Source organism: Phormidium tenue FACHB-1050 (assembly GCF_014696925.1).
Taxonomy (GTDB): Bacteria; Cyanobacteriota; Cyanobacteriia; order Pseudanabaenales; family Pseudanabaenaceae; genus Pseudanabaena.
In genome coordinates this window covers 116,570-131,106 of sequence record NZ_JACJQY010000001.1, presented here as the reverse complement: position 1 = coordinate 131,106, position 14,537 = coordinate 116,570, and the positions used below count along the sequence as shown (strand labels likewise).

The window sequence follows — 14,537 nt, the reverse complement described above, 5'->3', positions numbered from 1 at the left end:
TATACAAATCGTTTTTTGAAAGCCTGCCGTTGGCGGGCTTTCAAAAAACGATTTGGGTGTTTCCAGCGCCGAAGGCGCTGGAAACACCCAAATCGTTTTCATAATGAGAATTGCTGAGAAACTAAAATAAAGACAGAAAACGCTGCTTTTGCTTTCTAGGCTTGAATTTGTTCTAGTATCATATGAAGTAGGAGATGAGTGTTCCTAAAATAAGGAAGAAGTACCAATCTCTTAACTTCACTATAGATATTAATATTTTTGGTAATGATTCAGAGCTTAGGATGGACGGCGCAAAATGTTGCCCATCCTAAGCCTAAAATCCTGCCATCTTTAGCAACATCATATTTTTAAAATTTTTGAGGAAAAAACCTTGCCTACGCTCGGAGTAAATATTGACCATATTGCTACTATTCGCCAAGCTCGTCGAGGGGCTGAACCTGATCCTGTGGCTGCGGCCGTAATTGCTGAGCTAGCAGGTGCTGATGGCATCACTGTACATTTGCGAGAAGACCGTCGCCATATCCAAGAGCGTGATGTACGTCTGCTAAGGCAAACTATACGGACTCGCCTGAATTTAGAAATGGCGGCTACTCCCGAAATGGTCGCGATCGCTCTTGATGTGAAGCCCGACTATATTACGCTCGTACCTGAACGTCGTGAAGAAATTACAACTGAGGGCGGATTAAATGTGAAAGCGCAATGCGATCGCCTAGGTAAATTTGTCCATCAATTACAAGGCGCAGGAATACCTGTCAGTTTATTTGTTGATGCGGAAACAGAACAAATTCAAGCTTCAGCAAGAACTGGCGCAAAATTAGTAGAGTTGCATACAGGTACGTATGCCAATGCTAAAAATGAAGAAGAACTTCAACGGGAGTTAGCAGTATTAACTAAAGGTGGAGCGTTAGCGCTCGAGCTAGGACTGAGGCTCAACTCAGGGCATGGTCTAACCTATTGGAATACCCGTGCGGTTGCTCAAATTGCTGGAATGGAGGAATTAAATATTGGACATAGCATCATCAGTCGGGCTGTATTAGTTGGCTTAGAAAGAGCAATTCGTGAAATGAAAGAATTAATAAATCCATAAAAGAAGGGGCGCTTCACGCCCCTTCTTTTATGACAACTAAGGCTTCGGACTATTATCTTCTTGGTAGTCTTCAGCCGAATGATTACCATCATGATTACCGTTCAAAGGGTCGCCATGCAAACCACCTTCATAGAATTCTGCGGCGATCGCTAGTTCACCATGCTTAGGGCGATGCAAGCCTATCTTCATCCGTTCCTCAATTTTTTTAATGACAATGTAAAGGATGGGAACGATGAATAGACTTAACAAAGTTGCTACACACATACCACCCATAACCGCAGTACCAATTGACTGACGCGCCGCCGCCCCCGCTCCTGTAGCAATTACCAGTGGGAAAATACCGATAATCGTGGAGAAAGCAGTCATCAGAATTGGGCGCAACCGTTGCTGTGAAGCCTCGATCACTGCCTTGGTAATGCTCAAACCCTGCTCTTGTAGTTGGTTAGCAAATTCCACAATCAAAATTGCGTTTTTACTTGCCATACCAATCAACATCACCAAACCGATTTGGGTATAAACATCATTGGAGAAATTAGGATTGAATAGACCGCGAAACATCACGGCTAAGAGCGCTCCCAAGACCGCAAGTGGGACTGTGAGCATAATGATGGTCGGGTCAATGTAATTTTCGTATTGAGCCGCGAGAACTAGGAATACAAATACAACACCTAAGCCGAAAATAAAGAAGGCGCTACTACCTGACCCAATTTCTTCAAGGGATAATCCTGACCATTCATAGCCAAAACTCTTAGGTAGAACTTCTTTAGCAATCTTGCCCATAACGTCGATCGCTTGCCCAGAACTGACTCCAGGGGCGGTATTGCCAGTGATTTGGACAGAACGGAAAAGATTATAGTGATTGATGATCGAGGGGCCAACGGTTTGGGTCACTTTCACCAAATTACTAAGGGGAATGATCTGTCCTGTTTGTGATCGCACATAGAGTTTATTGATATCGTCAGGATTAGATCGGAACTTAGCATCAGCTTGGACATAGACGCGATAGGTTCTACCAAAGGTATTAAAGTCATTAACATATTGCGAACCTAACAAAGTTTGCAAGGTACTGTAAATATCTTGTAAAGAGACTTGTAAAGCATTTGCCTTAATGCGATCGACATCTACGGTTAATTGGGGCGTATTGCCGTTGAAATTTGGGCGCAATCCTGCCAACATGGGAGGAAGTTTTGGGCTATTTGGGGGATCTGTAAACTTATTTGGATAGATACTCGCACTACCCAATAAAGCACCCATCGTTTGCTCAATTTCTGGGAATCCTTGATTTGCCTTATCTTGCAACTGAAACTCGAAACCACCATAGTTGCTTAAACCTTGGATTGCTGGAGGTGGAAAGGGAATTACAAAAGCTTCTTTAATAGAAAGTAATTCAGGCAATAGTCCAAAGGGTTGAGGAACCATCCCACCAATGATACTGTCAGCCGATCGCGATCGCTCTTTCCAAGGCTTTAGCGTTGCAAATACAATCCCGTTATTGGGGGTATTACCACTAAAGCTAAAGCCTCCAATTGCAAAGATATTCGCAATTTCAGGATAAGCAGGTTCGCCCTTGTCATCTTTACGACGCATGATTCCTTCAATATTCTCTAGCACCTTTTCGGTGTAATTAAGGGATACGCCCTCAGGAGCTTGCACGATCGTAATGAAATAGCCCTGATCTTCCTGTGGTAAAAAACCTCTCGGAACGATTGTATAGACCCAATAGGTTATAAAAAGGGAGATCACAAAGAAGATCATCACAATCCCTTTAAAGTTAGTTGATTTCGTAACTAGCCATTGATAGTTATGCCTTGTTCCATCAATTAGCCAATTCACCCGATCAAAAAACCAATTGCTACGGGGTTGCTCTTGCTTCAGTAATAGAGCTGCTAAGGTTGGCGAAAGTGTCAGCGCATTAAAAGTGGAAACTGTGATCGAAAAGGCGATCGTTAGCGCAAATTGTTTATACAATTGCCCAGTCGTTCCTGGGAAAAAAGCAACAGGTACAAATACAGCAATCAGCACTAATGAGCTGGCAATTACCGCGCCCTGTAACTCATTCATGGATGCGATCGCTGCTTGGATGGGATTCTCTCCTTTTTCTTGAATGCGCCGCGTAATATCTTCAACCACGACGATCGCATCATCAACTACCAGCCCTGTAGCAAGGGTCAACCCAAAAAGAGTCAGGGTATTGATATTAAAATTGAGGAGTTTGATAAAAATGAATGTCCCAATTAGAGCGACAGGAATAGCAACAGCAGGGATCAAGGTCGATCGCCAATTTTGCAGGAACAAAAAGATAATTAGGATCACTAAAGCGATCGCAATCAAGAGTGAGATAAGTACTTCTTCTGTACCAGCTTCGATAAAGGTAGTTGTGTCAAAAGCCACCTCATAATTTAACCCTGGGGGAAAACTAGGCTTCAACTCCTCCAGAGCTTTCTTGACGGCATGAGCAACGTCTAAGGCATTAGCATCAGGTAACTGGGATACACCTAAACCAATACCTCTAGTTCCATTAAATCGTAGTGACGAGCCATAATTCTCTGCTCCCAATTCCACACGTCCGACATCCCGCAGTTTGATTGGTGAGCCATCACTGGCGGTTCTAATTACAATTTCCGAAAACTCTTCCGTATTTTTTAATCTTCCACTTGCCGAAATTGAAAGCTGATACTGCTGATCAGGTAAATTGGGCTGCTGTCCAATTTGACCAACACCCACTTGTAAGTTTTGTTGCTGAATTGCTGATACGACATCTTGAGCGGTCAGACCTCGAGCCGACAGGCGGTTAGGATCTAGCCAAACACGCATGGCATATTTACGTTCGCCAAAGATAATGACGCTGCCAACACCTTTAACTTTTTTGATGGCATCAACAATATAAAGATCAGCATAGTTACTCAAATAGAGATCGTCGTATTCTCCTTTCTCAGCATATACACCGATCGCAAATAGAAAACCTGAAGATTCTTTACTAACTCTTACGCCAGTTTGCTGCACTGGTCCTGGTAACTGCGACGCTACCGTAGAAACACGATTCTGTACATCAACAGCCGCAAGATCTTTATTCTTGCCTAGATCGAAGACCAAATCAACGGAACTAGTTCCATTATTAGAACTAGTTGAAGTAATGTAGCGGACTCCTTCAATTCCATTCAGTTCTCTTTCAAGAATATTCGTAACTGTAGACTCGACAACTTCTGCATTAGCACCAACATAGTTAGCGCTAACAGTAACTTTGGGAGGCGTAATTTCAGGATATTGAGCAACAGGCAGCAAGAAGATACAAGCTGCTCCCAATAATGTGATCACCACAGAGCAAACTGTGGCAAACACAGGTCTTCTAATGAAGAAATCAGAGATCGATAGCAGCATGGGCAGAAATATGAAAATTAAGAGTTTCGGAAGGAAGACTAGCCACTGACTGCTGTAATCATCTGGGAAAGAGCTGTTAAGACACTTTAAGTTTTTAGGAAAATGCTGTCAAAATATTGGGCAATAATAGCACGCTAGCAATCATCAAAGCCGCGATCGCCGCAATTAGCACTGCACCAGCCGCACAATCCTTAGCAACTTTGGCTAACTGATGAAACTCACGCCCCACCGTCAAATCGACCACCGCCTCCAAAGCTGTATTTAACAACTCCAGTACCAAAACTAAGGCGATCGTTAAACTAATAATCGAGCAGGCTACAGCCGAAAGGTGAAAATAAAGACTCAGCGATAAAGCAATCGCCCCAATAGTCAAATGAATCCGAAAATTTCTCTGAGTTCGGAAGGCATAGCCCACACCCTGTCCAGCATATTGAAAACTAAGCAGTAAATTCGTGGCAATTTGAAAAGAATCACTACGTTGAGAGGCACTTTGCTCAGATGTTTCCAATTCATCAGTCTTTGTCATTTGCTCGGTTAAAGAAGGCGATTTAAATAAAAATAGTCTTGATAGCGGTAAATCATTGTTCATGGAGATTATTCCCAATAGACTTTGCCAGCAATTGCCAAAAACTTCAAAGATTTTAACGCTAGAAAATTAGTTTAATCAAATTAAGAACAAAAATACTTAAGTAATTGTTTACTAATTTTTACATTGTCTTAGAGTCGGCGCAAAGTGCCGACCCTAAACTATCAATTATTTAAATTTCATGGAGCGAAATTAGCTGCAACATTAAGGCTTGCTGCGTTAGCATGACCTCTAAACTGTCATCGTCAGGGTGATCCCAGCCGAGTAAATGTAATAAACCGTGGGCTGCTAGCCATGCAAGTTCATAGGTTAGCGAATGACCACGCTCCTGCGCCTGAGAAATTGCTGTGGTTTGAGAAATAATGATATCTCCCAAATAAGTTGGTTCAATATAACCAGAGTCATCACTGGGAATCTCTGGCATATCGGACTCTAAAGCTGCAAAAGACAAAACATCAGTTGGTCGATCCTGTTGACGATATTGCAAATTTAACTGTTGAATTTTCAAATCATCGGTAATGGCAAGCGATAGCTCATACTCTCCAGCCGCGATCGCCTGTTCAGAAACAAGATAGGTTTCCCATTTAGCAAACCATTCCTGCCATTGCTCTACTGCGATCGGATGGCGATCGGCAACTTCAGGATAGATTTCACAGTACAAATCAATACTCAATGCTCTACAGTCCCATCAGCTAAACTACAAAAAACTACAAAAAATTAGCAACTTATGACATTCTCAATTTAAGAACTAATTAAATTTATCAGCAAAAATTAGTCGTCATACATAGTAACTTTCATCTTTTTCCTGAAAAGTAAATTGAACTTAATTGTTTTTTGGTTGTTGATAGGAAACATAATCAAAGGAACAAATTAGCTTATGAATAGACATCTTTAAACAAAAACTATCAAAGATAAGAATGCAAAAGAATTTATCTGCTTTTTCAGTTTTCTGGTTTTGATATTCTTAATGTCTTGCTAATTGCTTCTCTAAAGTAGGACTCTCATCAACTAGTTTGATTAATCAGATAATATCAAATTTCTAGTGAAAAATGATTGCTAATCCTAGTAAAGCTCCAATCACCCCAAAGACTGTCAGTGAAAAATGAAATAGAGATGTACTACCTTTCTTGACCATATTCTTCATTGCAAGCTTCACAAAACTATCTTGCTCTTTTTGATTGTTGGCAGTAGAGACTTGATTGAGTACTTCACTACTATTAGTAGTGCTTGAGCTTGAATTAGATGAGGTATTGGAATCGCTATTCATGGGTTAATCGATAATTAGTGGGTTTTCACTCTTAAGTTTAAAGTAATTTCAAAAATATGACCAGTTTTAAATAGCTAGACTTTTTTGCTTACAAATCAGTTCAATGCATTAACTAAATGTATTAATTATTTTTAGTTAGCCGCTAGTTTTTAGCGATCGCTCAGCGTTGGTAATTGCCAGAAAAATATTTCTGTTTTGACTGCATCCTCTTAAAGAAAGTTTATCATCAATATTCACAATACCTTATAGAATTAAAGATGTTATCTTTATAGTCAAAAGATAAGCACATGCAAAATAATTAATACAAAATAAGTATAAGTAATTTTGCTGTTGTATAGTACAGTTTGCAAAGGCAGAATTTATATGCCTAACATAGTTAACTCAAGGAGAACATTACTATGGCAGTCGAAAAAGTCAACTCTTCCTCTAGTCTAGCGGAAGTCATCGATCGTATTTTGGATAAGGGCATCGTTATTGATGCATGGGTGAGAGTCTCTTTGGTGGGAATCGAACTATTATCAATCGAAGCGCGTGTTGTTATTGCCTCAGTAGAAACATACCTCAAGTATGCTGAAGCTGTTGGTTTGACGGCATCGGCGGCAGTACCTGCTGCTTAGTAAAATTTACCACTAGCAATGCTAGTAGTAAGTCGCTAAACAATAGATTATTAGCCTACCGATTTCTTTTCTACCCCCTTCTCACTAAAAACTATCTTGTCAGTTTCTTGCTGACAAAGCAATAGATTTTTGGCAGGGTAGTTACGGTGGCAAGGGGGACTCATTTAATGAAACTTGGGGCGTTTTGAAAAGTTTGATTTATTTTGATTTGAAAGAGTGAATTTGAGGTTAACGTTATGGCTTCTTTGATGCAAGAATTTGCAGAAGCAAGGCAGAGACGGTTACAAGATAGAGCAGATTTTTTGGCTGAACAGCAACTAGCGAGGGAACAGAGAGAAAGGGATTTGCAAGCCCAAGCCCAAGCGACTGAAAAGTATTTAGCTCATGCTGAGCAAACTCGCCTTGCGTGGGAACAAGGTAGACAGGCGATCGCTGAAAATGCCTTAGAATCTCGCAGGGAAGAGATTCAAGATCGGGCGGCTCAAGTATCGGAATACTTGGAGACTCTCAATACTACTCGTACTGAGCAAGCCGTAGAAGATAATGAGCAACGCGCTCAAGAGGTCAGAACTCGTACCTTTAAAACGCGATCGCAACTAAAACATATTCGTAAAGCACGGATTCGTGATGGTGAAGCTAGCCTAGCTCAACGCCAACAACTAGTTCAAGATCGCGCTGCTTTAACGAAAATGCAACTAGAAGATCTGACTAAAACTCGTCTTGATAATGCAACTATCGCTGCACAGCAAAGAGCACAAGAATTTAGCGATCGCGTAGCTAATGTCAAAGCATCGTTAGCGCAAATTGAGGCAAGTCGACTTGCTGAAGCCGAAGCCCAAGCTCTAAAATTAAAGAATTTTCGTTCGGAGCTAACTAATTCAGTTTGGTCAGGCTCTCGCACTGCTGTGGTGAACCCACCTGTTGCCAAGCCCAATCAGGAAGACACCACAAAGTCTCCTGATGCTTCCGAAAGTTCCAGTTCTAAACCCAAAAAGAAAAATCCTAAATCTGAAAGTGTCGTTGCTTCAGCGCCTGAACCTGCGATCGCCAAACCCATTGAAGTCAAAGAAGCACCTAAACCTGCTGGCAAAATCGAGCAATTTGTGGTTGACTACGTTGCCCAACTATCGACAAACTCTAGTTTGTTAGAAGTTGTCAATGATCGCGATACGGTTAGAGACTTGCTAGCTCAAGGAGCTAACACTCTGAAAGTTGATCCGTCGGATATTCTTAATACCCTGCTACAAATGGCAGAAGGTTCCTCAACATGACCACAGTTCTCCATGCTAATGCCCGTCAGTTTATTAGTACTGACTTCACCAAGCAAATAGTCCGTCGGGCGCTGCGCTATTTACAGTCTGGCTTTGCAATCCATTTGCGTGGACCTGCGGGTACTGGTAAAACGACATTGGCAATGCATCTTGCGGGTTTAGTTGGTAGACCGATGGTGCTGATCTATGGTGATGAGGATCTGCGATCGTCACAACTGATTGGCTCTAACTCAGGCTATACGCGCAAAAAAGTTGTCGATAACTATATCCACTCAGTTTTAAAAGTTGAAGATGACCTGCGCCAAAGTTGGACAGATTCACGTCTCACCTTGGCAGCTAAGGAAGGCTTTACGTTAATTTACGATGAGTTCAACCGATCGCGCCCAGAAGTAAATAACGTTCTGCTCAGCGCCCTTGAAGAAAAGTTGATTGTCTTGCCACCAGATAGTTCTCAATCAGAATATGTGCGCGTACATCCAATGTTTCGCGCCATTTTTACCTCTAATCCCGAAGAATATGCTGGAGTACATCCCACTCAGGATGCGCTACTTGATCGGATGATCACGATTAACATTGGCGAAGCTGATGTGGAAACCGAAAAGCAAATTTTGGTAAATCGGGTTGGACTAGATCGCACTCAAGCTCTGAAATTAATCAACTTAATTCGTGGCTTTCGTCGTCAGGTGGAATGTAGTAAAGCATCGAGCTTACGAGCTTGTCTACTGATTGGTAAAATATGTCATGAGCATGAGATTTCTGTGTCTGGCAAAGATGAGGACTTTCGAGATCTTTGCTTTGATGTCCTAATTTCTCGCTATGGTGATGGTAAGCCTGAATCAGAACTCGGACTCGCTAAATTATTGGATCAAATACCTTAATGTCTCAAGCGCTGAAACCTCAAGCAATCAAAACTAGCACAACTGGCTCTTCCCTTGCCGATATTCTGGAAAGAGTATTAGATAAGGGAATCGTCATTGCTGGTGATATCACAGTGTCCGTGGGCAGTGTGGAGTTACTGAGTATCAGGATTCGTTTGCTAGTTGCCTCAGTGGATAAGGCTAAGGAAATAGGAATTAACTGGTGGGAGTCCGATCCCTATTTGTCTTCCAGAACTCAAGAATTACTTGCTTCTAACCAGCAATTATTAGAGCGAGTCAATCTTTTAGAAAGAGAACTAGCCGCTTCTAGGCAATTAGAGTCAAACAATAGTAATTAAACAAAAAAGCCCTGCAAAGCAAGGCTTTTTTGCTTTATAGCCCTTAATTCAAGCATTGAGATAATTGTGTTGGATCAGCGATCGCTATAAAATAAGGAATCAATTTTTGATAGTGCGGCGAAGCCGTACCACCACAAATTGATTCCTTATTAAATTGCAAAGCCATAAATCACTTCTAATTGAAGTAATACCAATTCACGAAAGTGTGGCAACACTTTTGTGAATTAAAAACCAAATCCAGTAAAGGTTTTAAAAACACAAAATGGCTACGCCATTTTGTGTTTTGGTATAAAGCTAGAAATTTGATTGTTCTCTGATTGGGCAAAAACTACGGAGAGGATTTTGCATTGGATTCATGCGATCGCCAATTTTTGAAAATTGATTATGCAAGTAGACTCGATGAAGTTGCGCTTATTCGTCAAATCGCTGAAGGTGATCAAGTGTCACTATCAATGCTTTACGACCGCTATTCTAGGGTCATTTATACGATCGCCCATCGCATTCTTAAATCTTCAGAAGAATCCGAAGAGATAGTTTTAGACGTATTCACTCAAGTATGGAAAATTGCCAAAAACTACAATCCTCAAAAGGCGAGAGTAGATACATGGTTATTTATGTTGACCCGTAGCCGCGCTTTAGATCGCTTACGCAATCATGCAAGGTTTGATAAAGTTGTCAACGCTTCTGAAGATGCACTAATGATGCATTGGCAGACAGATAGCCCTGAAAATGATGCGATCATCCAAGAAAGAAGTATTTATATTAAATCTTGTCTGGATAATCTTCCTGCTGAACAACGTTTAGCCTTAGAACTTGCCTATTTTTCAGGGCTTAGTCATAGTCAAATTGCAGCAGAGATAGGTATTTCCCTTGGTACTGTGAAAACTCGCATTCGTCTAGGGCTAAAAAAGTTACGTGAAATGATTGGCGATGAATGGTTTAGTTCTTAGGAAATGCTACCAACAATATGAACCAAGAAGACATCAATGACCTACCTACAGTAGAACAAGAAGTACAATCGCTACAGGATGTTGCGACGACTCTTGCTTATGCTGAGCCATCTTTGACAGTACCTGCTAATCTCAAACAGAGGCTATTCAAGCGGATTCAGATAGAAGCTGAAGTTTTGGATATTATGACAAAGCGATCAACCGAACTCAAATGGCGGAAGCATCCCGTCCAAGGTTTGGTGATGGCTGTATTAAATATTGATCGTGGGCAAAGGGAAATATCTGCTTTAATTCGCGCAGAAGTGGATGTCTCTTATCGCCTACATCGTCATGCGACTGGGGAAGAAATTTTTATGATCGAAGGTGAGTTAACCGATCGCGGCACTACTTACAAAGCAGGTGATCATATTTATTCGGCGGCTGGTTCTACGCATTCACCCTATGCGATCGCAGGTTGTATGTTTTTTGTCCGCACATCTTTAGATGATGTTTTTCTATAAATTTCCTTGCCAATATCTAGCTAGAAGCCAAAATACCAGTAGCGGCGCGAAGCGCCGCTACTGGTATTTTGGCTTCTATTTTCTAATCATACCAATACACGAAAGTGTTGCCACATAAAAAATCATATTTTTGGTGGCACGGCGAAGCCGCGCCACCAAAAATATGATTTGTAAAATCTTTATGGCAATCTGGTGAGGCTATCAGATTTTGCTTCCTTTGCTTCTTTATTTTGATTCCAAAGCAACATTCCTAATACACCATCGAGCAAACCACCACCGCGATCGCCGCCATTGACCGCCACATCTGGCACAACCCGCACATTGCGATCGCCGATCGTTTGCATTAATTGCAACGCAACATAGGAGTTACCGCCAAGGGCATCTACCCCTGCACGATAGGCATCAGCTTTCGCTTCACCAGTGACGCGGATGGCTTCAGCTTCGCCACTTGCCTCTTTGACCTTAGCATTGGCTTGGAGTTCAGCAATACGGACACCCTGTTCCGCCGTGACGATTTCTCTTTGAATATCTGCAAGGGAAGTTTCTCGCACAAGCTCTTGGCGTTGGGTTTGAGAAACTCTCTGTACTTCGTAGGTTTTACGTTGTTCCTCAGCAATTTTGCGATCAGTGAGGGTCTGCATTAGGGTTTCAGGTGGTTCGATTTGACCGAGTAAAGTATCAACAGCCTGCACATCATAGGCGTGTAGAGCATTACGAATAAAATCTGCGGCTTCTGCTTGGCGATCGCTGCGAGCAATCAAGAAATCTAAGACGGTATACGCCTGTGCCGAGTTACGGAAGTAATTGCCAACTGTAGGACGCAGCACATGATCGACGAGATTTTGCATCGAACCAACTCGCGAAATTACTCTAGGTGCATCCAATGAACCCACATGAATGATCTGGGCAACTTCTAAATTGAAGGCAAAGCCATCATTAGAACGCACATTTAAAGCACTAAGTTTAGAATCGTAACCATGCTCTTCTGTGCGAGAACTGAAGTTCAGCACAATATTAGTGGTGGGAACTAGTTCTACTTTCATAATGTGCGTATTTAATGGATGCTTACCAGGGTAAAGCGGCTCAATCCAGACACCTTTGTCACCCACATTTACTAAATGACCATGGGTAAATAAAGCGCCACTGACATCATCTTGCGATCCGCCCACAAAGGAAATCACTACGCCCACATAGCCAATGGGGATTTCAGTCATTCTCACCTGTTCCACTTGAGCAAACCAAGGGTTGAGGTTCCATGAACCCGATAGAATTACCTGCTCCTGCAAGCCACGACGACCACCGCCATTAATGAATAACTGAGCATTTTGGAAATTGTCATGTTCAGGAATAATTGCCCCTGCGATCGCTCCTGCTTCGATGGGAATACCATCTAACGTAGTGACAATGCCAACTTTTTCTGTAGCAACTGAATAGAGCCTTAACTCCGCAGGTGACATGCCATTTTGAGCAGCATTTGCAGAAGTAACAATTGTAAATAGAGCAGTGTTAATCCGATAGGTTCCTGCGGTTAGAATGCCGATCTGGCGACCTTTTTCTCCTCCAGCCAACAGAAATTCTCTTGCATTTTGGAAGTTGTCACAGGAAACAGTTTTACCGAGAATGCGATCGGGGGGAATCGATTTGCCATCGTTGGCAATAATTAAACCAATTTCACCTTGGGGAATTACGACTACAGACTCTTTGCGAATTCCATATTGCCAAGGATAATAGCCAAAATACCAACCTGGCGCAAGGGTATCGGCTTGATATCCTGCTTCACCATTGAGAGCAACAAGTTGTCCTGCTGGTAAATCACCACGAAATGAGAATTTTTTAACCACAATCCCAACTTCGCGTTCACCGATTACGATCAATCCTAAAATCCAACCCACCTGTGGCAAAAAGACAAAGACGAGCACAACGCCACCAATTATCCATACCCACAATGGAAATTTAAGATCGGCTACTTGCATCGTTTGTACAGATTGCGATCGCGTTTGAGTTGTATCTTGCTGCGAAATTTGTTGAGCGATCGCCGATCCATTACTACTGATAATAGGTAATGTAACAGTACCAAGCATGGCGATCGCTGCACCTGAAACCAGTGATCGCTGCCAAAACTTCCTGCTAAAGCTTTGACAAATATCCTGAATATTAATTAATTTCTTCACGGGTAATACCCCACTTTCAGAACTGCTGCTAATCTAGCGCAGCTGTCAGAAAATCCTCAAAATACACTAAGAAAATTAACAAGCTAAAGTCTTTGCCACAGGCAAAGACTTTAGCTCTTTATTAAAGTGAGTTCCAACGCTCAGCAGCAGAAGCGATCGCTTTATCGCTAGGTTTCTCCTTGAGCATCGCCAGTTGTAACTCTTCGTAAATAATCTTGCGAAGCTTCTCAATGTCTTTAGCAGGAGGAATTAAGACTTCGGATTGTGGAAGTTGCGAGGCACTGATCACTCTGGCGCGATCAAGAATAGATGCATCTTTGGCGGCTTCAGTGAAATAGCGATCGCTAGAACTCTTAATTGTGGAAGGCAATAGATTCTCTACTTTGGTAAAAGCTAGCTGGTTTTCAGCATTAGTTAAGTAGAGTGCGAATTTTACGGCTAGTTCTTGATTGGTGGATGTAGTCGGTACAGCGACATTCATTACAGCCGCGCTCTTTTTACCTGTTGAGCCAGTAATTTGTGAGCCAATATCGGTTGTTTTAGCAGTCTCAGGGGCATTTTGAGCAACGGCTTGCAAAAATTGGGGGCCAGTTAATAAAATTGCCAATTCCCCCGCTTGATAAAGTTCTACTGCTTTGCGATGTCCTTCGGTCAAGATTTCACGGGGAATTAGTTGCTTCTCAAAGAGATTTACCCAATAGTCAAAGGCGGCTTTGCCAGCAGCGTCGTTAAAAGCAGCCTTGCCATTGGCATCCAGCAACTTCATGCCCATCTGTACCATCGCTTCTAAAACCTGACCACCATCCATTGTCAGCATGAAAGCATATTTGCCAGTTTTTGCTTTAATCTGTTCGGAAACCTTAGTGAGTTCCTCAAAGGTTTTAGGTGGTTTTGCGGGATCTAAGCCAGCTTTTTCAAATAGAGAACGGTTGTAAATAGTGATATCAGTTGCTACATACCAAGGCAATCCAAAGGTGACATTATCTAGTTGATTTGCTTTCCAAATATTCGGGAAATAGCTAGCCTTATCAGCATCAGATATAGATTTACCCATATCCACTAGCGCTTTTTTCTCAGCTAATTTCGAGGCAAATTGAGGATTTAGATTTACAACATCGGGAGCAGTTTTTGCGGCGACAGAACTCAAAATCTTAGTTTCCATCTCTCCCCAAGGAATATCCACCCATTCTACTTCTGCTGTCGGATTTACTTTTACAAATCCTGCAATTAAATCCGTCATGTATTTGTCAAACTGTGGTTTTAATTGCATTGTCCAAAAGACGATTTTGCTTTTACCTGAGGAGGTGGTGGATTGAGTCGTTTGAGATCCACAGGCTCCAAGTAAAAATAGGGTAGAGAGTCCGATAAATTTGCGGCGGTTGAGGTTTGAGAAGAGATTAGGTGTCATATCAAAATTACTAACTTGAGTTTGATTATAGAGCAAATTAGAATGTTGTCTGGTTTATGCTTGCCTGTAATATCGCGATCGCCACT

Annotated in this window: 14 protein-coding genes; 7 read left to right on the top strand and 7 right to left on the bottom strand. The window is 41.9% G+C overall.

What is annotated here, in order from left to right:
• The first annotated feature begins 370 nt into the window (after positions 1–370).
• On the top strand, positions 371–1,087 hold the full coding sequence (locus H6G05_RS00665) for a pyridoxine 5'-phosphate synthase (RefSeq protein ID WP_190575379.1): 717 nt from the start codon (positions 371–373) through the stop codon (positions 1,085–1,087).
• A 36-nt stretch (positions 1,088–1,123) separates the two neighbouring features.
• Here H6G05_RS00665 and H6G05_RS00660 read toward each other — a convergent pair whose 3' ends face one another.
• The 4 genes from H6G05_RS00660 to H6G05_RS00645 all read right to left on the bottom strand — a co-directional run bounded on the left by H6G05_RS00660 (position 1,124) and on the right by H6G05_RS00645 (position 6,318).
• Entirely contained in the window at positions 1,124–4,465 is a 3,342-nt protein-coding gene (locus tag H6G05_RS00660) for an efflux RND transporter permease subunit (RefSeq protein WP_190575377.1), read from the bottom strand.
• Positions 4,466–4,559: 94 nt separating this feature from the next.
• On the bottom strand, positions 4,560–4,991 hold the full coding sequence (locus H6G05_RS00655) for a diacylglycerol kinase family protein (protein ID WP_242025170.1): 432 nt from the start codon (positions 4,989–4,991) through the stop codon (positions 4,560–4,562).
• 232 nt (positions 4,992–5,223) lie between these two features.
• Positions 5,224–5,724 carry an rRNA maturation RNase YbeY gene (gene ybeY / locus H6G05_RS00650; protein ID WP_190575373.1) on the bottom strand — a complete coding sequence of 167 codons (501 nt, stop codon included), beginning with the start codon at positions 5,722–5,724 and terminating at the stop codon, positions 5,224–5,226.
• A gap of 366 nt (positions 5,725–6,090) precedes the next feature.
• On the bottom strand, positions 6,091–6,318 hold the full coding sequence (locus tag H6G05_RS00645; protein WP_190575371.1) for a DUF3285 domain-containing protein: 228 nt from the start codon (positions 6,316–6,318) through the stop codon (positions 6,091–6,093).
• A 398-nt stretch (positions 6,319–6,716) separates the two neighbouring features.
• Between H6G05_RS00645 and gvpA the strand changes: the two genes are divergently transcribed.
• The 4 genes from gvpA to H6G05_RS00625 all read left to right on the top strand — a co-directional run bounded on the left by gvpA (position 6,717) and on the right by H6G05_RS00625 (position 9,422).
• A complete protein-coding gene (gvpA, locus tag H6G05_RS00640) occupies positions 6,717–6,935 on the top strand; it encodes a gas vesicle structural protein GvpA (protein WP_009626980.1) in 219 nt (72 codons plus the stop codon).
• Between the two features lie 236 nt (positions 6,936–7,171).
• Positions 7,172–8,206, top strand: coding sequence for a coiled-coil domain-containing protein (locus H6G05_RS00635; RefSeq protein ID WP_190575369.1), 1,035 nt, complete (start codon positions 7,172–7,174; stop codon positions 8,204–8,206).
• Complete coding sequence (gene gvpN / locus H6G05_RS00630) at positions 8,203–9,084, top strand: gas vesicle protein GvpN (RefSeq protein ID WP_190575367.1); 882 nt, start codon at positions 8,203–8,205, stop codon at positions 9,082–9,084. Before H6G05_RS00635 ends, gvpN begins: the two co-directional genes overlap by 4 nt.
• Entirely contained in the window at positions 9,084–9,422 is a 339-nt protein-coding gene (locus tag H6G05_RS00625; protein ID WP_190575365.1) for a gas vesicle protein, read from the top strand. The genes gvpN and H6G05_RS00625 overlap by 1 nt, the downstream gene beginning before the upstream one ends.
• A gap of 43 nt (positions 9,423–9,465) precedes the next feature.
• Here the strand turns inward: H6G05_RS00625 and H6G05_RS25530 are convergent, their stop codons facing one another.
• The gene (locus H6G05_RS25530) at positions 9,466–9,588 is read right to left on the bottom strand and encodes a hypothetical protein (RefSeq protein ID WP_277874731.1); all 123 of its coding nucleotides are present in this window, start codon (positions 9,586–9,588) and stop codon (positions 9,466–9,468) included.
• Positions 9,589–9,793: 205 nt separating this feature from the next.
• Here H6G05_RS25530 and H6G05_RS00620 point away from each other — a divergent pair, with 205 nt between their 5' ends.
• A complete protein-coding gene (locus H6G05_RS00620; RefSeq protein WP_242025169.1) occupies positions 9,794–10,372 on the top strand; it encodes a sigma-70 family RNA polymerase sigma factor in 579 nt (192 codons plus the stop codon).
• A gap of 17 nt (positions 10,373–10,389) precedes the next feature.
• A complete protein-coding gene (locus H6G05_RS00615) occupies positions 10,390–10,872 on the top strand; it encodes a cupin domain-containing protein (RefSeq protein WP_190575363.1) in 483 nt (160 codons plus the stop codon).
• Positions 10,873–11,051: 179 nt separating this feature from the next.
• Here the strand turns inward: H6G05_RS00615 and H6G05_RS00610 are convergent, their stop codons facing one another.
• Positions 11,052–13,043: an SPFH domain-containing protein gene (locus tag H6G05_RS00610; protein WP_322096301.1), complete on the bottom strand. Its 1,992-nt coding sequence runs from the start codon at positions 13,041–13,043 to the stop codon at positions 11,052–11,054.
• Between the two features lie 121 nt (positions 13,044–13,164).
• Positions 13,165–14,451: an ABC transporter substrate-binding protein gene (locus H6G05_RS00605; RefSeq protein ID WP_190575361.1), complete on the bottom strand. Its 1,287-nt coding sequence runs from the start codon at positions 14,449–14,451 to the stop codon at positions 13,165–13,167.
• Positions 14,452–14,537 lie beyond the last annotated feature (86 nt).